Below are 22,215 nucleotides of genomic sequence, written 5' to 3' on the forward strand. Positions count from 1 at the left end.
GGCGATCAAGGCATCCGCCATCAACCTTGGGCCAGCGACTTGCGCTCCAACCACTCCAGCATCAACTCCCCCCATGCAATATCCGCTTGCAGGGCCGCCTTGGCCTTTGCCGAATCGCGCTTGCGCAAGGCTTCGAGTACTTCGAAGTGCTTGTGCTTGGCGCTGGCCAGTTCCGCTTTGGGCACTTCGGCATGGAAGGTGCTGAGCAGCGGCCCCATCATCACCCACATGTTCTCCAGGGTCTTGAAGATCACCGGCATGCGTGCGGCGGCAATCAAGCCGAAGTGGAACTCGCGGTTGAGCAGCGAAGCCTGCTTGTAGTCGGTGCTGACAGCCGCCTGGAAGGCCGTTTGCACCTCTTCCAGATGCCCCAGCTCGGCGGCGGAAATTCGCTCGGCCGCCATGCCCGCCGCCTCGCCTTCCAGCAAGTGGCGGATCAGCTGGATTTCCCGCAGTTGGCTGACGGTCAGCTCCGGCACATAGATGGAGGTGGCGGCCTTCATGTCCAGTGCATGATCACTGACAAGGCGGAAGATCGCCTCGCGCACCGGTGTGATCGACACCCCGAACTCCTCGGCCAAGGCACTGATGCGCAGGCGGTCACCCGGTTGATACTGGCCGTCCATCAATGCCGTACGGATGATGCTGTAGACCCGCTCGCTCAGGTTGCCTTTATCCAGTGGCTTGTGAACTGTCACGCTTGTTCTCTCTTGTCTGATGAATAGCACAGGGCCGACCGCTGGCGGGAAGCGCCGGGCGACATGGCGAAGACGCATGATACATCATCGCCCATGCCGCGCCATCTCGCCCGAACGGTTCAGATCCGTGCGTCGCGTCGGCCCACCCCCTGCAGCAGCACCGCCACCACGATGATCGCGCCCTTGATGATCTGTTGCGGGTACGCCGGGACGCTGAGCAGGTTCATGATGTTGCCGATCAGCCCAAGCACCAGCACCCCGACCACGGTGTAGAACAAACTGCCCTTGCCGCCGGACAACAGCGCACCGCCGATCACGCAGGCGGCAATGGCATCCAGTTCCAGGGCCATGCCGGCACTGGGCGTGGCGACCCCGGAACGCGAGGCAATGACCACCCCCGCAAGGGCGCTGAGCCCGCCGCAAATCGCATAGGCCGCCAGCTTGTAGCGCTCCACCGCAATCCCCGCCAGGCGCACGGCAGTCTCGTTGCTGCCACTGGCGATGATCAACCGGCCAAAAGCGTTGTAGCGCAGGATCAGGGCGAACGCGCCGATCACCAGCACCGCCAGCCACACCGGCCAAGGCACCCCGAACACTCCATCGGCCTGGCGACCGAAGTCACGTAACAGGCCGGCAGCCGACTGGCTGTCGGCCAGCCGCTGTGGCTGGCCGTTGGAGAGGATGAACGCCAGGCCACGGGCAATGGTCATCATCGCCAGGGTGGAAATGAACGGGGCCATGCGAAAGTAGGCCACGAAGCTGCCGGTGACCAGGCCCATCAATACCCCCGCCCCCACCGCGATGGCCACCGCCAGCAACAACCCGAGGCTGTCCTCCAGCGGCAGCAGATTCAGGCTCATCGCCACGACCACCCCGCCCACTGCTGCTACCGAGGCAACCGACAGGTCGATACCGGCGGTGAGGATGACGATCAGCATGCCGATGCTGACCAGTATCAGCGGCGTCAGTTGCCGCAGCAGGTTGCCCAGGTTCTGCCAAGTGAAAAAGTCCGCCGACAGGCTGCTGGCCACGGCCACCAGCACCAGCAGCATCACCAGTGCGTTGTGTTGCAGGAACAGCCGGCGCACAACACGCCCCAGCGGCTGCCCAGACTCGCCCGGCAGCGAGGTGGCGGCCAGCTTGCTCAAGTTGTTATCCATGGTGTTCGACTCCCATCGCCAGACAGATCATTGCGTGTTCTTCGATTGCATCACCGCCAAGCTCGCCGGCGATGGCACCATCGCGCATCACCAGCACCCGGTCGCACATGCCGATCAGTTCGGTCATTTCCGAGGACACCAGGATGATCGCCACCCCGGCCTCGGCCAGTTCGTTGATGACCCGGTAGATCTCGGTCTTGGCACCGACATCTACACCACGGGTCGGCTCGTCGAGGATCAGCACCCGGCAGCCGGCGTCGACCCACTTCATCAGCGCCACCTTCTGCTGATTACCCCCGGACAGATCGCCCACCGCCTGCTCTATCGAGCCGGTCTTCAGGCGCAACTGCTGACGTAGCGCCTCGACCCCGGCGCGCTCGCGGGCACCATCGATCCAGCCGAAACGACTGGTGTAGGGCGAGCCGGGCCGCAAAGCGGCGTTGACGCGGATCGACATCTCCAGCAGCACGCCCTGCTGCTTGCGGTCTTCGGGCAGCAGGCCGATGCCATTGCCGATCGCCTCGCGCGGGCTGCGGTTGCGCAGTTGGCGGCCGTCCAGGTGAACAGTGCCGGCGCTGCTGCGCTCGGCGCCGAACAGCGCGCGCATGGTTTCGGTGCGCCCCGAGCCGACCAGGCCGCTGAAGCCCAGCACCTCACCGGCGTGAGCCTGGAAACTGACATTGCGTACCAGTGGCCCGGCGCTCAGCCCCTCGACCCGCAGGCGGGCCTCGCCGATGCTTGCCTGGCGTGGCGGGAACAGGTCGCTCAGCTCACGGCCGATCATCATCTGCACCAGCCCGCGCTCGTCGATGGCTGACAGCGGCAGGGTGCCGACGGTACGGCCATCCTTGAGCACCGTGGCGCGGTCGCAGATGCGGAAGATCTCGTCCATACGGTGCGAGACGTAGATGATGCACACGCCCTTGCGCCGCAATTCCCCCAGGATGCGAAACAACTGCTCGGTCTCGTGTGTGGTGAGCACCGCGGTCGGTTCGTCGAACACCAGCACCGAGGCGTTGCGCGACAGGGCCTTGGCGATTTCCACCGCCTGTTGATGGGCCACCGGCAACTCGCCCACTGCCCGGCGTTCGTCGATGTTGGCAAACCCCAGCTCATCGAGTATGCGCCGCGCCTTGTCACGCAGCATCGGCCACTGCACCCGCCACCTGTTCGCGCCCAGGTCGTCGATGCAGATGTTCTCCGCCACCGACAGGTGCGGCGCCAGGGCGAACTCCTGGTAGATCACCGATACGCCAAGGCGCAACGCATCGGCCGGTTTGCCGATACTCACCGGCTGCTCGTGCAACAGCACCTCTCCAGCATCGCGCACGTAGGCGCCGGCGAGGATCTTCATCAGGGTCGATTTGCCCGCGCCGTTCTCACCCATCAGCGCATGCACTTCACCCACGTTGGCACTGAAGCTCGCACCACTGAGCGCACTGATGCCGCCGAACGCCTTGTGGATGTCGCGCAGCTCGACGGCGGTCTTGTGTATTGCATTCATCGGTCTTACCTCTGCAAGCGGCGCGTTGCCCAGGCAGGCGCCGCAACCGTCGGATCAGCGCATGGCTGCCTTGAGCTGGTCGATTGAGCGGAAAGCCGGTAGCCGCTCGACCGTGGCCGGGCCCTTTTCGAGCTGGATGAACTGGTCGACGTTGCCGGGGGTTATCAGCTCCACTGGAAAGTACGACGCCAACGGCAGGTTGTTGGCCTGCAGCCGGCCATCAAGGATCTGGTGGATCAGCTCGATGGCCGCCACGCCGGTCTGCGAACCACTGTTACTGGCACTGACCAACAGCTTGCCCTGCTTGATCAGATCCAGCGCAACCTTGAAGCTGCCAGCTGCCGCAGCAACCCGTACCTGCCCGGCCTTGCCGGCGTTGTCCACGGCGTTGATGGCGCCGATGGCGATGAAGTCGTTCTCCGCCAGGATCAGGTTCAGGCGCTCGCCATGGGCACTGAGGATGTCCTCGCTGGCGGCCAGGCCGCCCTCCTCGGTCCATTCGCCTCGGCCCCAGGCCAACACGTTGAAGCCCCCTTCAGGCCAGCTGAAACTGCCCTTGGTCTTCACTTGCTGGAACAGCTCGAACCCCTTGAGCAGCGCATCCTCCTTCGACAGGCCGAGCTTGCGCTGCTCGGCACGGGCCTGGACGATCCCCGAGATCATGCCGTTGAGGCGGCTCTCGGAGGTCGAGTTGCCCATTACACCGATGACCATGGCAGCGTTGATCTCGCTGCCCGGGTCAGTCTGCTGAACCACATAGCGCCCGGCCTCGACACCACTGCCGTAGGGGTTTCCGGTGCTGGTGGTGATCACCGGTGCACGCGCGTCGGGTGCAGTGCCGACGGTGATTACCGGGATCCCGGCCGCCACCGCCCGTTCGACATCGGCAACGGAACCGAGGATGTCGGTGGGGTCGATGACGATCACATCCACCCCCAGGGTGATGAAGTTGTCGACCTGGGCGCTCTGGCGGGCCACATCGCCGTCGGCCACCTGCACCTGCATGTCATAGCCGTAACGCTCGGCCAGGCTGCGCGCGTCGTCGATCATCGAGACGAACCAGGGGTTGCCCAGGGTGATGTCGGTCCAGCCAATGCGTAACCGATCCCCCTTCTGCTTCAAGGGCAAACCCTTGTCGATGCCGGTACGATCGGCCATTTGCGGGTCCACCAGGCCGGACAACGCCGTGTTGGGTATCAGCTGGTACAGCGGGTGGCGCGCCTCGGCGGCGGCCGGCCCGGCGAGCAGCGTGGCAAGGCCGAAGGTGGCCAGGGTACGGGCAACTGTGCTTTTCATATTTTTGTTCTCCAGGGTTGCCAGGCAAAAGGTCACAACTCGATCCACGTGGACTTGAGCTCCGAATACTTGTCCAGGGCATGCAACGAGCGGTCGCGACCGTTGCCGGACTGCTTGAAGCCACCGAACGGCATGCTGATGTCGCCCCCATCGAAGCAGTTGACCCACACGCTGCCTGCACGCAGGCCCCGGGCCATCTGGTGGGCCCGCGAAAGGTCGCGGGTCCACAGGCTTGCGGCCAGGCCATACGGGGTATCGTTGGCGATGCGCAGGGCATCGAGGTGGTCACGGGCGGTGATGACCGAAAGTACCGGGCCGAAGATCTCCTCTCGGGCGATGGTCATGTCGTTGCTGACGTTGTCGAAAATGGTCGGCGGGATGTAGAAGCCCTCGGCGCCCAGGCCTTGCTTGATCCGTTCACCACCGAGGATCAGCTGTGCGCCCTCCTGCACGCCTTTGTCGATATAGCCCAACACCCGTTGCAGCTGGCTGGCATCGACGATGGCGCCAAGCTGGGTGGTTGGGTCCAGTGGATCTCCGACGGCGATGGTGCGTGCCACCTTGAGCACCTCGGCAACGAACTCGGCGCGGATGCCAGCTTCGACAATCAGCCGCGAGGGCGCCACGCAGACTTCGCCCTGGTTGAAGAACATCGAGCGGGCCGCAGTGGTCGCGGCCTTCTCCAGGTCACGGCAGTCATCGAGAATGATGTTCGGGGTCTTCCCGCCGCACTCCAGCCACACCCGCTTCATGTTCGACTGCCCCGCGTACTGCAGGAACAGCTTGCCGACCTCGCCGGAGCCGGTGAACACCAGGGTATCAACGTCCATGTGCAGGCCCAGCGCCTTGCCCGCGGTGGGGCCAAAGCCCGGCAACACGTTGAACACACCGGCCGGGATACCGGCTTCGGCGGCCAACTGGGCAATACGCAGGGCAGTCAGCGGTGACTGCTCGGCGGGCTTGAGGACCACCGAGTTGCCCATGGCCAGGGCGGGTGCGACCTTCCACATGGCCATCAGCATCGGGAAGTTCCAGGGGGTGACCGCCGCCACCACGCCGATCGCTTCGCGGGTCACCAAGCCCAGGGCCGAGGGCCCCGACGGCGCGACTTCGTCATACAGCTTGTCGCAGCTTTCGGCGTACCACTGCAGGCAATCGAGCACCGCGTGCACATCGAACCCGGCGCTCTCGCTGATGGGCTTGCCCATGTCGAGGGTTTCCAGTAACGCCAACTCTTCCATGTGCTGCTCGAACAAGGCAGCGAAGCTTAGCATGACGCGCTTGCGCTCCTTGGGTGTGCGCTGCGACCACACACCGCTGTCGAAGGCACGCCGCGCGGCCTTCACGGCCATCTCCACATCCTCGGCCTGGCATGAGGCAACCTGGTTGAGCACACGCCCGTCGCGCGGCGAAATGTTGGCGAAGGTCTCGCCACTCAAGGCATCGACAAAACGGCCGTCGATGAAGGCCTGGCCGAGCAGCTGGAGTTCACTGGCACGCTGCTGCACGGTGGTGAGGTCAATGAAACTGGCAAGGCTCATGCAATTCTCCATTGGATACATGATGCATCATAAAAACAGCGAGACGTCGGCCTGACGCCGGCACTGCACTAGAAGCTGATTTCGGTCTTCAGGCCCCAGACCACGACACTGCGGTCATGCTCGAAGCCGCCGGGGTTGCGTACGTACTGCAGGTTGGGGCGCAGGGTCAGTGCCGGTGTCAGCTGCAACCCGTAATAGAGTTCGACCGGGTACTCGACATCGGCCCGCCGGGGCAGGCCGCTGGCCTGCTGCACACGCCGCGCCGAACGCGGGTTAACCTCCAGGCGGCCCAACGCCAGCCCGATCTCGTCCTGCGGGCGCTGGGCCAGGGGCCCACGGATGAACGCGCCCAGGTGCCAGAGCCGCTCGACACTGGAAACGTCCCGGTCGGACTGGATGAAGTTGGTGAAAAGCGTCAGGCCACGCGCAGCATTGTCCGGGTTGCGGTAGACCTGCTGTTCGGCCATGGCGTAGTAGCCGCTGGCCTGGTCGTGCTGCGCGGGTGCCGCGCCGGTCAAGCCGATGGGTTGCCCATCGATGTCCCGGTACAGGTCATCAAAGTCGCCAGTATTGCGCCACACGCCAACCCGGTAGCTGCCAGGCAGGCCACCAAGCACCGGCTTCCAGGCCAGTTCGCCAACCGCCAGGTAACCGGTGGTGCCCGAGGGGCTGCCGAAGTTCAACCCTTGGCTGTTCTCGGTAAAGTGCGGGTTGACCTGGTACACCGAGGTGTTCAGCCACCAGTCATCGGCCAACTGCGCCGCCAGGCTCGCGCCCCATTGGCTGACCGGCCAGGTGAACCAGTTGGGGGTGATGTAGCCAGGCACCGTGCCACAGAAGGTCAGGTTCTGGAACGTGCAGGAAAACGGAAATACATCGCCACTCATGGGCAGCCGGCCGATCTTGAACAGCAAACGCTCATCGAGCAGTGCCTGCTGGTAATAGAACTGCACCAGCCGGGTAACACTGCCATAGCCGTAGATTTCCTGGGCGGCCAGCAGGGTGCCGGTGTCGGCTTCGCGGGTCAGGCTTTCACCGTTGCGGTTGGTGAAGGTGATGCGAAACGCGGCCCCCTGCCAACCCAACAGGCGCTGCAGGTCGAAGCGGGCGTCGGCCATCAGCTGGTCGCTGTAGGTGCCCTTGTGCTGCGCCCCGCCCTGGGTGTTGTAGGCCAGTTCATTGACATAGGTGAACTGCAGGTCCACCCCCTGCTCATGCAGACGGGTGCGCTGCCCCTGCCAGTCACCGAACAGGAAATTGCCGGGTGAGTAGTTGTCGGCCTGGGCCTGCTGCAAGGCGCACACGCCCAGCAACCCGACCCCGATCAAGGTGGTTCTTGTCATTGCGATCTGTTCCCGAAACTGTTTTCTTGTGGTTTTTGTTCAGCTTTGCGAGCGTGCAACGAGGGCGCCTGGCGTCACTGACCTGGCCGCGCGCAAGGCGGCCAGGGCTGGGTGACGCCAACTACAGGCATTGGCGGACGATTTCGGCCACCTCCTGCTGGTCACGAATGGGTTTGGGGTGGCAGGCCAGGTCCTGGTTGAAGCTGGTCCACACCACCTGAGCGAACTCATCCACCTGCTCGGGCTTGAGGCCATAGCTGCCGAACGTGTCCCGTACGCCCAGGCGGGTGAAGTGGGCGCTGACGATGTCAGGCAGGCGCGCGGCGCGCTCGCTTATCGGCAAGGTATGAGTGCCCGGGTCGAGGATCTCGGCCACCCGGGCAAACTTGTCCTCGGCCACCGGTAGGGTCCAGCGGATCACCTGCGGCGTACTGGCTGCCACCGTGCCGCCATGGGGCGCATCGGTCATGGCGCCCAATGGCTGGCCCAGCGCATGGGATACGGTGACCCCGGCGCTGGCAATGGCCATGCCACCGAGGGTCGACGCAAAGGCCATGCGCGCCCTCGCCTCCAGATCGTCCCCATGCTCCACGCAGCGCAGGGCATTGGCGGCAAACAGGCGGATCGACTCCAGCGCGACCATTTCCACCCAGGGTGTGGCATGGATGCTGATGAATGCTTCCAGTGCGTGGCAGAAAGTATCCACGGCAGTCAGCGCCGTCAGCCGTGGCGGTTTGGAAACCAGGATTTGCGGGTCGATCAACGCCACATCCGGGTAGATGTTCGGGTTGACAATGGCACACTTGAGGCCCAGCTCAGGATTGTTGATCACCGCGAATGGTGTCGCCTCGGTCCCGGTCCCAGAGGTGGTCGGCACCACCAGCAGCGGCAGACCACGGGACTGCGGCCTCGTCACCGGCTCACCAAGACGCTCGGTGTAGTCCCAACAGCGGCCGCCATGTACAGCGACGAACGCCACGGCCTTGGCCGAGTCGATGGCGCTGCCGCCGCCGATCGCCACCACAGCCTGGCAGCCGCTGTCACGCACCAGCGCCACTGCGCGGTCAATGGTGGTATGGCGCGGGTTGGGCACGATGTCGTAGAACTCGAGGAAACTGATGCCACGCTCGGCGAAACTGCCGAGCACCTGGGCGACCAGCTCGCTACCTTCAAGGAACGGGTCGACCATCAACAGCACCTTGTTGCCGAACGGCGCTACCTTTTCACCCATGCGGCGGATTGCACCGGCCTCGAAGTCCAGTTTGACCGGCAGGCTTGCCTGAAATGCTTTCATCTACTTACCTCTGCTCGTGGCGAATGACTGATGGCAAACGCGGGCTGGCCGAACTTGCCAGAACCGATCCGCCTTTCTTGTAGAACTCCCCCAGGTCGCTGGCGGCAAGCAGCGCCGCGCGCATCTCCCACTCAGTGACGTCGAAGGGCTCGACGCGGCTGGTCTGCTGCGGCGAGGCCGCCACCTGCACCACCCGTTGCAACTCCTGCTCGCTGAGGTCCGCCAGGCCCAGGTCGGCGAAACACACCGGCAGGCCAACCGCCAGGCACAGTCGCAGCAGGCCATCCAGCTCGCTGGCCGGCGCACCCTCGAGCACCAGCATCACCAGGGTGCCGAAGGCCACGTATTCGCCGTGGTAGGCCGTGGCCCGTGGACCCAGCTCACTGAAGCCGCAATACACGGCATGAGCGGTGGCCACCCCGTTGCTCTCGAAACCGATGCCGCTCATCAGTGCGTTGGCCTCGATCACCCGGTTCAGCGCCTTGGTCACCTGCTGCTGCGCACAGGCCCGCACGGCTTGCACCGCATCGGCCTGCAACACCTGGTGGCACAGTTGGGCGATGGCCATCGATGTGAGGGTCGGCTTGCCGCCGCCCGCGCTCGATTGCAGGCCACCGCCGGCCAGACCAAGGAAGTTGTCGTGATCGCCCTGCACGCAGGTGCGTGCCTCGTAGTAGGTCGCCAGAGCATCGCCGATGCCAGCCACCAACAGGCGAACCGGCGCCTGGGCGATGATCCAGGTGTCCACCACCACCACGTCCGGGTTGCGCTCGTGGAACAGCACATCGTCGAAGGCACCGTCCGGGTGGTAGAGCACCGACAAGGCGCTGGTGGGGGCATCGTTGGAGACCACCGTGGGCACGATGCACAGCGGCAGCCGGCCCTGCTGGGCAACCGCCTTGGCGGCGTCGAGCACCTTGCCACCACCCACCCCGACCACCCCGTCACAGCCCAGTCGCTTGCGCAACGCACACAGCCGCTGCACCTCGGCTCGGGTGACTTCGCCTTCGAATACGGCGTAATGCAGGGCATGTTCAGGTTTGTCGAAGCTGATGGCCAGAGTCTGCTGCAGGCTATCCAGACGGCCCTGGCTGGTGATGATCAGGAAGCGCTGGCCAAACCAGGCGATATGCCGGTAAAGGCGTTCAAGTTCCTTGTAGCCCTGAATGTAGCGACCGGGCGCGGCGAATATCTGGGTCATTCGCACCTCCCGTCACGCAGGGCCGGCAATGCATGAAGCATTCCGTGCATGAGGTCATCCTCGCCTTTCGTAGAAGGCCTTGTTGTTTTTGATATCAGGACGTTCAGCGGCCGCAGCCGACTGGAGGCATGATATATCATGTTTGATTTTCAAATCGCAAGATCAAGTCTTTTGACTTTCATGCAAAAGACTTTTGCGGCACGGATGGGGATTGACTAATGATATATGATGCATTTATGAATCTAATAACGAACGCGGCGCTGGCCCGCGCTCTGCCTTTCCACGCCAGCTTTCAAGGAAATAGCCATGCCTGTCACCGGCACTACCCGGGTGGTGGTACATCTCACCTACCCAGCCAAGCACCTGCGAACACCGTCCTTGTTCAACCCGCTTCTTGAACGCCTGGGGCATGACGGGGTGCTGGTGCCCTGGGAGGTTTCGCCCGACAACCTGGCCTCGGCCTGGGCTGGCCTGCGTGGTATCGAAAACCTCGCCGGGGTGATCGTGACCGTGCCGCACAAGATCGAGGTGGCCCACCTGTGCGACGAGCTGCTGGGCATCGCCGAAGTGCTCAAGGTGTGCAACGTCGCGCGTCGTCTGCCCGATGGCCGCTTCGTCGGGCGCATGTTCGATGGCGAAGGCTTCGTACGTGGCCTGAAGAACCAGGGCCATGACCTGGGCGGCCGGCGTGTGCTGCTGCTCGGCGCCGGTGGTGCCGCCACCGGTATCGCCCATGCCCTGCTCAATGAGCCGATCACCCGGCTGGTGGTCGCCAACCGTTCGCTGGCCAAGGCTGAAGCACTCGCCGCGCAGTTGCGCACGCTGATGCCTGGTCGAGATATCGCTGCGGGTGCGGCCGATGCACGCGGCTTCGATGTGGTGATCAACGCCACCGCACTGGGCCTGAAGGCGGACGATCCGCTGCCGCTGGCGGCCGATACCCTGCAGCCAGGCACGCTGGTGGGCGAGGTGGTGATGAATCCTGATGTCACCCCGTTGCTCGAAGCGGCCCAGGCCCGTGGCTGCCCCATCCACAAGGGCGTGCACATGCTCACCGGGCAGCTCGAGCTGCTGGCCGATTACCTGTTTGGCGCAGCGCCCGGTCGCTGACGCGCCCTGTGCCTTTGTCGGCCTGTTCGCGGGGCGTCTGGGTCAGGCCCCACCCATGTACACATCCCGAAAGGAGCTACACCCATGAGCAAGATTGCAATCATCACCGGCGGCGGCTCGGGCATCGGCCTGGCAACCGCGCAGCGCCTGCTTGCCGATGGCTATCAGGTGCACACCCTGGGTCTGGGCGAACCTGAGGCACGGGTCGAAGGCATCCACTATCAGGTGCTGGACGTGACCAGCGATGCCGAGGTCAACGGCTTCTTCAGCCGCTTCGAGCGGGTCGATGCCCTGGTCAATGCCGCCGGCGTGATCGACCACAACCGGGAATGGCAAATCGACGGTTTCAACCGCGTGCTCGACGTTAACCTGACCGCCGTCCTGCGCATCAGCAATGCCGCCTTGCCGGGCCTGAAAGTGGCGCGCGGCGCGGTGATCAACTTCGCTTCGATGTGGGGCATCTTCGGCTCGGCCAAGACCCCCGCCTACGCCTCGAGCAAGGCCGCGATCAGCGAGCTGACCCGTTGCCAGGCGGTGGCCTGGGCCGCCGACGGTGTGCGCGCCAATGCCGTGGCCCCGGGCTGGATCCTCACCCAGCTGTCGCGCCGAGCCTATGAAGACCCGACCCGCTCGGCCGGCATTCTGTCACGCATCCCGATGAACGCCTGGGGCCAACCCGAGGACGTGGCCAATGCCATCGCCTTCCTGGCGTCTGACAGCGCCCGCTATATCACCGGCACCACGCTGGCCGTCGATGGCGGCTACTCCATCGCCTGATATCCCATTCGACAGACAGATGGCTACCACTGCCCCCGAAGACGCTTGACGGCCATAACGCATGATATATGATGCATCACAAATGACGCAGACCCCTGAGGTCTCGCATAACAACAAGCAGTCATAAAGAGGTGCCGTATGAATCTGGTATTCGGCTCACCCGGGCGCTATGTGCAAGGCCCCGGTGTTCTTGACGAGGCAGGCCAGTACCTGGCCCATTGCGGCCGCCGAGCCGTCGTGGTCATAGACAGCTTCGTGATCGGCCTGGTCAAGGAGCGCCTCGACGCCACCTGCGCCCGCGCCGACGTGCAACTGCACTACATCACCTTCGATGGCGAAATCACCGCCAAGGGCATCGCCGGCCTGCGCCAATCGGCCGCGCGCTTTGACTTCGACGTGGTCCTGGCGGTCGGTGGCGGCAAATCGATCGATGCCGGCAAGGCGCTGGCCCACACCTGCGGTGCGGCGCTGGTGAGCATGCCAACGGTCGCCTCCAACGATGCGCCTACTTCGAAAAACTTCGTGGTCTACGACGAGCATCACCAACTCAGCGAAGTCGGCCACCTGCTCAGCAGCCCACGCTATGTCCTGGTCGACACCCGCCTGATAGCCCAGGCCCCGCGCCCCTTCCTGCTGGCCGGCATCGCCGACGCACTGACCAAGAAGTTCGAAGCCGAGCAGTGCCTCAAAGCCGGTGGCGTGAACATGTTTGGCGCTCGCCCGTCGATTGCCGGGGTCACCCTGGCCCGCGAATGCTATAGCGTGCTGCGCGCCCATGCCGAAGAGGGCCTGGCGCTGGCCGGCAGCGGCCAGGTCAACGAAGCGTTCGAGCGCCTGATCGAAGCCGTGCTGCTGATGAGCGGCCTGGGCTTCGAGAGTGGCGGCCTGTCCATCGCCCACGCGATGACCCGTGGCCTGTCGAAGATCCCCGGTGCCCGCGACCAGGTGCATGGCTGGCAGGTTGCCTATGGTCTGTTGGTGCAACTGGTACTTGAAGACCGCGAAGCGGCGTTCATGGCCGAATTGCTGGCCTTCTACCGACGCATCGGACTGCCCTGCAACCTGGCCGAACTGGGTGTGACGGGCGTCGATGACGCCACCTTGCTCAAGGTCGCCGAACCCACCCTGCAAGCCCCCCACGCACGCAACTTCGTGCGTGGCAACGGCCAACCCCTACACAGCGGTGAACTGATCGAAGCCATGCGCGCGCTCGAATCCCTGACCCGCTGATTTCCCCCGGCAACACCCACCCTGCTATGCCTGCATTTGGAGGTAGAGATGGCTACACCCCGTAAAACCCTCGAGGCCTGGAAAGCCAGCGATTTCGTGCCCAGCGCCGAGACCGTCGCCCACCTGCGCGAACGGGCGAAATTCGTCCGCCTGGAAACCATCCGCCTGATCGAGATCGCCAAGACCGGTCACTACACCTCGGTGTTCTCCGCTGCCGAACTGTTCTCGGCGCTGTACTACGACGTGATGAACCTGCGCCCCGAGGAGCCGGACTGGGCCGGGCGCGACCGCTTCCTGATGGGCAAGGGCCACGCAGCCGTTGGCCAGTTCCCGATACTTGCCGACCTCGGCATGTTCCCCAAGGCGTGGCTGGATGACTACACGCGACTGGGTAGCCCTCTGGGCGATCACCCTGATATGCGCAAGGTACCCGGCATCGACTTCTCTTCCGGCTCCATCGGCCACGCCCTTTCCGGCGGCCTGGGCATGTGCCTGGCCCAGCGTTTCACTGGCGAAAGCTACGACGTGTTCGTCATGCTCGGTGACGGCGAAATGCAGGAAGGCCAGGTCTGGGAAGCTGCCATGGGTGCCGCCCACCACAAGGCCAACCGGTTGATCGCGATCGTCGACCGCAACGGCTTCCAGCTCGACGGCAGCGTCGACGACGTGATCGGCGTCGAGCCACTGGACGAGAAATGGCGCGCCTTCGGCTGGGAGGTGCACGTCATCGACGGCCACGACATCCGCGCGGTTGCCACCACTCTGCGCAAGGTCAAGGCCGACGAAAACCGCGACAAGCCGGTGTGCATCATCGCCAAGACCGTCAAGGGCAAAGGCGTTTCCTATATGGAAACCGAACCGGGCTGGCACCTGGGCTACCTGGACCCTGAAGACGCCAAACGCGCGATCGCTGAAATCGAAGCCAAGGAGATCTGAAACATGAACGCCCCCCTGTCCCCCAACTCCTGGCAATACCGTGGTCTGAATGCCATGAACCCAGGGCTGTCCTACCTCTCCGATGCCCTGATCGAGCTGGCCCGCGAAGGCCACCCGGTGATGGCAGGCTCGGCAGACCTGCAGTATTCCAATGGCCTGAACAAGTTTGCCACTGCATTCCCGGACCGCTACATCCAGTTCGGCATCTCCGAGCAGAACATGGTCACCGCTGCCGCCGGCCTGGCCACCTGCGGGGTGATGCCGTTCGTGGCGACCTTCGCCTCGTTCCTGGGCCTGCTGTGCTGCGAACAGATCCGCATGGACGTGGCCTACTCGGCCCAGCCGGTGCGCCTGATCGGCCACCATACCGGGATCTCGCTGGGCTTCTACGGCACCTCGCACCATGCCACCGAGGATATCGCCACCATGCGCTCGATCGCCGACCTGGCAGTGGTCTCGCCCTCCGACGGCCCGCAATTGGCGGCAGCGATCAAGGCCTCGGCCAGCTACGACAAGCCGGTGTACTTCCGCATCGGCCGCGGCCGCGACCCGATCATCTACGAGCACGGCACAACCTTCGAGTTCGGCAAGGCCACCGAGCACTTGCAGGGTGAGGAGCTGACCATCATCGCCTGTGGCATCACCGTGCACCCGGCGCTTGCCGCGGCCCGAAAGCTCAATGCCGAAGGCCGTTCGGTGGGGGTGATCGACATGGCCTCGATCAAGCCGATCGACCGCGAGACGATCCTCCAGGCCGCTGCGCGCAGCAAGCGGATGATGACCGTCGAGGAGCATAACGTGCTCGGTGGCCTGGGCGCCGCGGTGGCCGAGGTGCTGGCCGACGAAGGCGTCGGGGTCAAGCTCAAGCGTCATGGCATCTACGACGAATACAGCCTGATCGCGCCGCCGACCCACCTGTATCAGCACTACAAGCTCGATGCCGCCGGTATCGAGGAAGTGGCCCTGGCCCACATGGCGAGCTGACCCGTCCCGCAGTACGGGCAGCGCCAGCCTGGGTGCTGCCCGCCCCATTCGCTCGGAGACTACAATGAACAACATGACCGAGACCCTGCCAGGCAGCGTTGCCTACGCCGCGCCTGACGCCACACGCCTGCGTCGCAAGTCCTTGCTTGCTACCGGCGTCGGCAACCTGCTGGAGTGGTTCGACTGGACCCTTTACACCGTTGCCTCCGTCTACATTGCCAGTGCCTTGTTCGACAAGAGCAACCCCACCTCGGCGCTGCTCGCCACCCTGGCGGTGTTCGCCGCAGGTTTCCTGTTGCGGCCATTGGGCGGCATCGTCTTCGGTATCCTCGCCGACCGCCTCGGCCGACGCACCGTGCTGCTCAGCACCATGCTGCTGATGGCCGGCGCCAGCCTGCTGATCGCGTTCATCCCTTCCTATGAATCGATCGGCAGCTGGGCTTCCGGGTTGCTGCTCTGTGCGCGCTTGATCCAGGGCTTCGCCCACGGTGGCGAGACCACCACGTCCTACGCCTACATCGCCGAGATCGCCCCGCCAAAACGCCGGGGGTTGTGGTCGAGCACGGTGTTCTTCGCGGTGGGCAGCGGCTCGCTGCTGGCAACCTTCTACATGGCCCTGCTGACCTCGATGCTGAGCACCGAGCAGATGCAGGACTGGGGCTGGCGCATCCCCTTCGCCACCGGCGGCCTGCTGGCGGTGGTTGCCCTGTGGCTACGCCGCAACATGATGGAAAGCGACCACAGCCCTAGCACCGGCAGCGCAACGCAGCACACTACTTGCTGGAGCCGCGGGCAGGTGCTGCAACACGGTGTGCGGTTGTTCCTGTATGAAGCAGGCGCCACCCTGACCTACTACACCTGGGTCACGTCGGCATCGATCTATGCCATGAGCGTGAAGGGCATGGACCCGCACAACGCCTTCATGATGAGCTGCGTCGCCCAGGTCATCTACCTCGCCTTCCTGCCGGTCTGCGGCTGGGTCTCGGACCAGGTGGGGCGCAAGGTCTGTGCACTGATTTCGCTGCTGGGTATCGCGGCAACCCTGTTCCCTCTGTGGGGCATGATCTCCAGCGAGCCTTGGACCCTGATGGTGGCGCAGACTGCCGGCCTGATGCTGGTGGCCTTCATTACCGGCTGCAAGCCCGCATCGATTTCCGAGCAAGTCCCTACCCGTTATCGCACGCGGATGTTCGGTGTGTGCATTTCGTTGGGTGTGGCGGTGTTCGGGGGTACCGCGTCGTACGTGACGACCTGGCTTCACTCGGAGCAGATTGGCTGGGTGTTCAATGTCTACCTGATCGTCGTGGCACTGATTGCCAGTGGCGTGGTACTGATGTGGAAGAACAACCACGGAATTCCGATCGATCAGGTTTGAGTCGTAAACGCCGGGGCTGCCAGGCAGCCCCCATTACGCTTACCCGCCTAACGCACTGACCAGCGCCGCCTGGTTCTGCCACTGGACAGTGCGTACCGTGGCCAGGGCATCCAGGGCACTGAGCTGGCTGCGCTGGGCCTCCAGCACATCGAGGAACGGCGCCTCGCCAGCCTGCCATGAACGGCGGATCTGCTCGAAGGCCGAGGTTGACTGCTCGCTGGCACGGGCCAGCAGTACCTGGCGTTCCGCATTGCGCTGGGCCGCCGCGAGTGCCGATTCCACCTCCGACACCGCCACCAGCACCGTGCGCCGGTAATTCAGCAACGCCTCCCGCGCCTCGGCATCCCGGACCTGCACCTGCGCCTTGCGCCGGCCACCATCGAACAATGGCGCGCTGGCATTGACGCCGGCCAGCCAGAAGGTCGAGTTGGCCAGCGTGGCCGCGCTCATGCCATTGATCAACGAACCCAACGCCGCCGACAGGCTCAGACGTGGCATCAGCTCTGCCTTGGCCACGCCAACCCGCGCATAGGCGGCAACCACCCGTGCCTCGGCAGCCTTCACGTCAGGACGCCGACGCAGCAGGTCCGCAGGCGTGCCAGCATCCTGCAAGGCCACCTCACGCGCACTCGCCGGGCTGGCATGCATCTGCCCGTACAACTCGGCACTGGGCATGGCCAGCAGCACCGAAAGCCGGTGCACGGTGCGCTGCCACTCCAGGCGCAGCGCCGGCACCCGGGCCGCAGTGCGATCGGCCTGGGCGCGGGCCCGCAGCAGGTCGGCTTCCGGGCTGCTGCCCGCCGCGTACAACTGCTCGCTCAACTGCAAGGTCTCGGCCTGGCTCTGGGCACTCTGGCGGACGATCTCCAGGCGCTGCTCCAGGCCGCGCGCCTGGGCATAGGCCTGGACCACTTCACCCACCAGCGCAACCCGTACTGCACGGGCTTGCTCTTCACTGGCCGTCACCTCTGCGTCAGCCGCGCGGACGCCTTCACGGATGCGGCCAAACAGGTCGAGCTCCCAGCTGGCGCCCAGGCCCAGCGATACCGGCGCATCGATCAGTGCCTCGCTGTAGCCGGTCTGGTAGGCCGAGGTGCGCTGGCGTGCGGCACTGGCGTCGAGGTCCAGGGCCGGGCTGCCGACCGCAGCGCTGACTGTCCTCAGGGCCCGGGCCGCATCGATGCGCGCCAGGGCAACCTGCAGATCGAGGTTATCGTCCAGCGCCCGCTGCACCAGGCGGTCGAGCAGCGGATCCTGATAGCCGCGCCACCACTGCTCGGTCACAGCCAGCGGTGCTTCGGAGCGGGCATTGAGGTAATGCTGCACAGGTGCAGCGCTGGGCGGCGGCAAGCTTGGGGCGGCGCATGCGGCCAGCAGCGCCGCAGTAAAACCCAGTACGGGGAAACGAAGACGCATGTTCATCGCTGGAAGTCCTGTTCGACAGCCCCAGGCTGTGACGATACCTGCCGTTCGCCGCCGGCAAGGCGGCGAACCAGCACATAGAAAATCGGTGTGAACATCAGGCCGAACAGGGTTACCCCGATCATCCCGAAGAACACTGCAGCCCCCACCGCCAGGCGCATCTCTGAGCCGGCACCCTCGGACAGCACCAGCGGCAAGACGCCGAGGATGAACGCCAGCGAGGTCATCAGGATCGGCCGCAGGCGCAGGCGACAGGCCTCCACCACCGCCTCGACGATACCCTGCCCTTCCTTCTCCAGCTGCCGGGCCACTTCGACGATGAGAATGGCGTTCTTCGCCGCCAGGCCCACCAGTACGATGAAGCCGATCTGGGTGAGGATGTTGATGTCCTGGCCCATCAGGCGCACGCCGCCGGCCGCGGCCAGCAGGCACATCGGCACGATCAGCAGGATCGCCAGCGGCAGGCTCCAGCTGCCGTACTGCGCCGCCAGCACCAGGTAGACGAACACCACACAGAGCGGGAAGACCAGCAGGCCCATGTTGCCGGCGGTGGTCTGCTGGTAGCTCAGGTCGGTCCACTGGTAGCTGATGCCCGCCGGCAGATTCGCCTTGGCCAGGCGTTCCATGGTCTCGATGGCATAGGTCGAGCCCAGGCCAGGCAAGGTGTCACCGTTGATCTCGGCGGTCGGGAACAGGTTGTAACGCGGGAAGCGCTCTACCCCCAGGGCCTCGTGCAGCTGCGTCACGCTGGCCAGCGGGACCATCTGCCCGGCCTGGTTGCGCACCTTGACCCGCGCCAGGTCTTCTGGCGTGACCCGGTAGGGCAGGTCGGCCTGGGCAGTGACACGGTACGTGCGGCCGACTAGGTTGAAGTCGTTGATATAGGTCGAGCCGAAGTAGGTCTCGATGGCCTGGTTGATCTGGCTGCTTGGCACGCCCAGCATCTCGGCGCGCTCACGGTCGAGCTCGACGAACACCTGCGGAGTGCTGGCCGAAAACGGCGAGTACACGCCCGTCATGCCCGGTGTGGCGTTGGCGGCGGCAATCAGCTGCGCCGAGGCCTTGGCCAGCGCGTCACTGCCTAGCCCGGCACGGTCCTGCAGACGCAGGGAGAAACCACCGGTACTGCCCAGCCCCTGCACCGGCGGCGGCGTGGCGACGATCACCGACGCACCGCTGACCGCTTTCAGGCGCTCGCGCAGGTCGGCCGCGATCACATCCGATGTCCGGCCCTTCAGCTTGCGCTTGGACCAAGGTTCGAACACCGGGGCCAGGCCCGCCGAGTTGGACGAGTTGGTCCCGGTGACCATCGAGAAGCCCGAGAAGGTCGGCACCCTGTCCACACCCGGCACCTGCAGGGCGATGGCTTCGATCTGCTGGGAAATTGCGTTGGTACGCTCCAGCGATGCACCATCGGGCAGTTGCACGATCACCACCAGGTAGCCACGGTCCTGGGCCGGGATGAAGCCCTTCGGCGTGGACACCATCAGGTAAGCGGTGGCGGCGATCAGTACGGCATATACGGCCAGCATCAGCGGCGTCCTGGCAACCAGGCCGCGGACGCTGCCGGCATAGCCGTCGGAAAGCCGGGCAAAGCCCCGGTTGAACGCTTCGGCAGCGCGCCGCGGCAGGCCTGACAGGCCGGTACGCAGCGGCGCATGGCCACCGTGACGGCGCAGGATCATCGCCGCCAGCGCCGGCGACAGGGTCAGCGAGTTGAACAGCGAAATGGCCGTGGCCACCGCGATGGTCACGCCGAACTGGCGGAAGAACTCGCCGGAAATCCCCGGGATGAACGCCGTGGGAATGAACACCGCACAGAGCACCAGGGTGATCGCCACCAGCGCACCGCCAATCTCCTGCATGGTGACGATGGTCGCCTGTACCGGGCTCTTGCCCTCGCCCAGGTGGCGCTCGACGTTCTCCACCACGACGATGGCGTTGTCGACCACGATCCCTACCGCCAGCACCAGGCCGAACAGGGTCAGGTTGTTGATCGAGTAACCCAGCAGCGCCATCACCGCGAAGGTACCCACCAGTGACACCGGAATGGCCAGGATCGGAATGATCGACGGCCGCCAGCCCTGGAGGAACAACAGCACCACCAGCACCACGAGGATTACCGCCTCGTAGATGGTCTTGCCCAGCTCACCGATACTGTCGGCGATGAACGCCGTGGGGTTGTAGCCGATGCTGTATTCGATGCCCTCCGGGAAGTCCTTGCTCAGTTGCTGCATGGTCTGCTCCACCACCTGCATGGTCGCCAGGGCGTTGGCGCCCGGACGCTGCAGCACCTGCAGGCCGATGGCCGGGTTGCGCAGGTAATAGGTGTTGTTGACGTAGGCCAGCCCGGCGATCTCGGTACGCGCCACGTCCTTCAGGCGCACCAGGCGGCCCGCCTCGCCGGACTTGAGCACGATGTTGTCGAAGTCAGCCGGCTCCTTGAGCCGCCCTTCGAAGATCAGGTTCGGCTGAAACGCCTGGGAGGCCACCGGTGGTTGGGCGATGACACCGCCGGCCACCTGGGTGTTCTGCGCACGCACGGCGGCGATGATGTCGCCCGGGGTCAGGTCGAAGGCGGCGACGCGCTCCGGGTCCAGCCAGATGCGCATCGAATACTCTCGCGCGCCCAGCGGGTTTATGTCGCCAACGCCGTCGATGCGCTTGAGGGTATCGGCAACGGTGCGAATGGCGAAGTTCGACACGTACAGCTGGTCATAGGTGCCCTTGGGCGAGGAAATGAAAATGGTCGACAGCTGGGTCGGCGAGGACTTGCGCACCGACACACCGCTGCGCTGCACCGGTTCGGGCAGACGTGGCGTGGCCAGGGCGACGCGGTTCTGCACCAGCACCTGGGCCTTGTCGACGTCGGTGCCGCCCTTGAAGGTCACTGTCAGGTTCAGGCTACCATCGGAGGTGGCCTGGCTGTACATGTAGAGCATGTCCTCGACGCCGTTGACCTCCTGCTCCAGCGGGATCGCCAGGGTCTCGGCGACGGTCTGTGCCGAGGCCCCCGGGTAGGTGGCCTGGACCACCACCGTGGGTGGCGCGATGTCGGGGTACTCGGAAGTCGGCAGCACCAGGTAGGCCAGGCCGCCGACGATCATCAGCACCACCGAGAGGACGATCGCCAGCACCGGCTGGTCGATCGAGGTGCGTCCCAGGTTCATAGCGGCGCCTCCTGGGCCGGGTTGGCGGCGGCCACCGGGGGCAGGCTACGCTGCTCACCGATCGCGGTATCGCCGGCGCGCACCCGTTGCAGGCCATCGACGATGACCCGGTCGTCGGCCTGCAGGCCGCTGACCACTTCGCGCAGGCCGTCATGCAGCTTGCCCAGCTGTACCGGGCGCAGTTCGACGCGGTTCTGTGCATCGAGCACATACAGCACCTTGCGCGTGGCATCGATGCCTACGGCCGTATCCGGCACCAGCAAGGCCTCGTAGGCCGGGCGCGCGGAAAACTGCACGCGGCCGAACTGGCCCGGGCTCAACGCCAGATCCGGGTTGCTGACCCGCGCGCGCTGGCGCAGGGTGCCGGTGGATGGGTCCAGGCGGTTGTCGATGAAATCCATGCGCCCGCTCAGCGATGGCTGGAGCTCGCCTGGCAGGGCGATGCGCACCTGGCTGCCGGCAATGTTGCCGGCCGACTGGCGGCGGTACTTCAGGTAGCTTTGCTCGTCGATGTCGAAGTAGATGTCGATGGGGTCGAGCGAGACGATGGTGGTCAGCAGCGTGGCATCGTTGCTGCCGCCGTTGACCAGGTTGCCTTCGCTGATCAGCTTGCGGCTGATACGCCCGCTCATGGGCGCGGTGATACGGGTGAACTCGAGGTCCAGGCGAGCGCTGGCCAGCGCGCCTTCGGCGCTGAGCACTTCGGCACGGGCCGCCTCGCGCGCTTGCAGGCGCTGGTCGTACAGGCTCTGCGCAATGGTCCTGGAATCGATCAGCACCTTGGCGCGGGCATACTCCTGTTCGGCCAGGGCCTGTTGCGAACGGGCCTGGGCCAGTTTGCCCTGGGCCTGGGTCACCGCCGCCAGGAAGCTGCGCGAGTCGATAACGAACAGCAGATCGCCCTTCTTCACGATTGCACCGTCCCGGAAGGCCACCTTCTCCAGGTAGCCGCTGACGCGTGAGCGTACCTCCACCGAATCGGTAGCCTCGAACCGGCCGGTAAAGCTGTCCCAGTCACTGATGGTCGACTTCAACGGTTGGCTCACCACCACACTCGGCGCCGCCGGCGCACTCTCTTGCGCCTGCGGGCCACAGCCGACCAGCAATGCCGCCAGCGACAAGGCGAACAGCGCCCTTTTGCCCGTTACGGGCAGTTTCACGTTCATGAACTCCA

17 protein-coding genes are annotated in these 22,215 nt (G+C 64.9%); 6 read left to right on the forward strand and 11 right to left on the reverse strand.

Features of this window, described 5'->3' with window-relative positions:
- Positions 1-20 precede the first annotated feature (20 nt).
- The 8 genes from C163_RS15015 to C163_RS15050 form a co-directional block, all read right to left on the reverse strand.
- Positions 21-698, reverse strand: a complete 678-nt coding sequence (locus C163_RS15015; protein WP_025339523.1) for a GntR family transcriptional regulator — start codon at positions 696-698, stop codon at positions 21-23.
- Between the two features lie 119 nt (positions 699-817).
- Positions 818-1,858 carry an ABC transporter permease gene (locus C163_RS15020; protein WP_025339524.1) on the reverse strand — a complete coding sequence of 347 codons (1,041 nt, stop codon included), beginning with the start codon at positions 1,856-1,858 and terminating at the stop codon, positions 818-820.
- Entirely contained in the window at positions 1,851-3,362 is a 1,512-nt protein-coding gene (locus C163_RS15025) for a sugar ABC transporter ATP-binding protein (RefSeq protein WP_025339525.1), read from the reverse strand. The genes C163_RS15020 and C163_RS15025 overlap by 8 nt, the downstream gene beginning before the upstream one ends.
- Positions 3,363-3,416: 54 nt before the next feature.
- Positions 3,417-4,658 (reverse strand): sugar ABC transporter substrate-binding protein, encoded by a 1,242-nt coding sequence (locus C163_RS15030; protein ID WP_025339526.1) that lies wholly within the window; start codon positions 4,656-4,658, stop codon positions 3,417-3,419.
- A gap of 32 nt (positions 4,659-4,690) precedes the next feature.
- On the reverse strand, positions 4,691-6,199 hold the full coding sequence (locus C163_RS15035; RefSeq protein WP_256220361.1) for an aldehyde dehydrogenase: 1,509 nt from the start codon (positions 6,197-6,199) through the stop codon (positions 4,691-4,693).
- A 68-nt stretch (positions 6,200-6,267) separates the two neighbouring features.
- Complete coding sequence (locus C163_RS15040) at positions 6,268-7,542, reverse strand: carbohydrate porin (RefSeq protein WP_025339528.1); 1,275 nt, start codon at positions 7,540-7,542, stop codon at positions 6,268-6,270.
- 121 nt (positions 7,543-7,663) lie between these two features.
- Complete coding sequence (locus C163_RS15045; protein WP_025339529.1) at positions 7,664-8,836, reverse strand: iron-containing alcohol dehydrogenase; 1,173 nt, start codon at positions 8,834-8,836, stop codon at positions 7,664-7,666.
- A gap of 4 nt (positions 8,837-8,840) precedes the next feature.
- Positions 8,841-10,037, reverse strand: a complete 1,197-nt coding sequence (locus C163_RS15050; protein ID WP_025339530.1) for a glycerol dehydrogenase — start codon at positions 10,035-10,037, stop codon at positions 8,841-8,843.
- A gap of 306 nt (positions 10,038-10,343) precedes the next feature.
- Here C163_RS15050 and C163_RS15055 point away from each other — a divergent pair, with 306 nt between their 5' ends.
- From C163_RS15055 to C163_RS15080, 6 genes are all read left to right on the forward strand, one after another.
- Entirely contained in the window at positions 10,344-11,147 is an 804-nt protein-coding gene (locus tag C163_RS15055; protein ID WP_025339531.1) for a shikimate dehydrogenase, read from the forward strand.
- A gap of 84 nt (positions 11,148-11,231) precedes the next feature.
- Positions 11,232-11,924, forward strand: coding sequence for an SDR family NAD(P)-dependent oxidoreductase (locus C163_RS15060; protein WP_013972190.1), 693 nt, complete (start codon positions 11,232-11,234; stop codon positions 11,922-11,924).
- A gap of 138 nt (positions 11,925-12,062) precedes the next feature.
- Positions 12,063-13,154 carry a glycerol dehydrogenase gene (locus tag C163_RS15065; RefSeq protein WP_025339532.1) on the forward strand — a complete coding sequence of 364 codons (1,092 nt, stop codon included), beginning with the start codon at positions 12,063-12,065 and terminating at the stop codon, positions 13,152-13,154.
- A gap of 48 nt (positions 13,155-13,202) precedes the next feature.
- Positions 13,203-14,090, forward strand: a complete 888-nt coding sequence (locus C163_RS15070; protein WP_025339533.1) for a transketolase — start codon at positions 13,203-13,205, stop codon at positions 14,088-14,090.
- A gap of 3 nt (positions 14,091-14,093) precedes the next feature.
- A complete protein-coding gene (locus C163_RS15075) occupies positions 14,094-15,074 on the forward strand; it encodes a transketolase family protein (protein WP_003257656.1) in 981 nt (326 codons plus the stop codon).
- A gap of 64 nt (positions 15,075-15,138) precedes the next feature.
- Positions 15,139-16,449 (forward strand): MFS transporter, encoded by a 1,311-nt coding sequence (locus C163_RS15080; protein WP_025339534.1) that lies wholly within the window; start codon positions 15,139-15,141, stop codon positions 16,447-16,449.
- A 39-nt stretch (positions 16,450-16,488) separates the two neighbouring features.
- Here C163_RS15080 and C163_RS15085 read toward each other — a convergent pair whose 3' ends face one another.
- From C163_RS15085 to C163_RS15095, 3 genes are read right to left on the reverse strand one after another with little or no spacing between them, the layout of a single operon-like run.
- The gene (locus C163_RS15085) at positions 16,489-17,871 is read right to left on the reverse strand and encodes an efflux transporter outer membrane subunit (protein WP_025339535.1); all 1,383 of its coding nucleotides are present in this window, start codon (positions 17,869-17,871) and stop codon (positions 16,489-16,491) included.
- Positions 17,868-21,041: an efflux RND transporter permease subunit gene (locus tag C163_RS15090; RefSeq protein WP_025339536.1), complete on the reverse strand. Its 3,174-nt coding sequence runs from the start codon at positions 21,039-21,041 to the stop codon at positions 17,868-17,870. The genes C163_RS15085 and C163_RS15090 overlap by 4 nt, the downstream gene beginning before the upstream one ends.
- Complete coding sequence (locus tag C163_RS15095; RefSeq protein WP_025339537.1) at positions 21,038-22,207, reverse strand: efflux RND transporter periplasmic adaptor subunit; 1,170 nt, start codon at positions 22,205-22,207, stop codon at positions 21,038-21,040. The genes C163_RS15090 and C163_RS15095 overlap by 4 nt, the downstream gene beginning before the upstream one ends.
- Positions 22,208-22,215: the final 8 nt, after the last annotated feature.

It is taken from the genome of Pseudomonas sp. FGI182, from assembly GCF_000511325.1.
GTDB classification, from domain to species: Bacteria; Pseudomonadota; Gammaproteobacteria; order Pseudomonadales; family Pseudomonadaceae; genus Aquipseudomonas; species Aquipseudomonas putida_Z.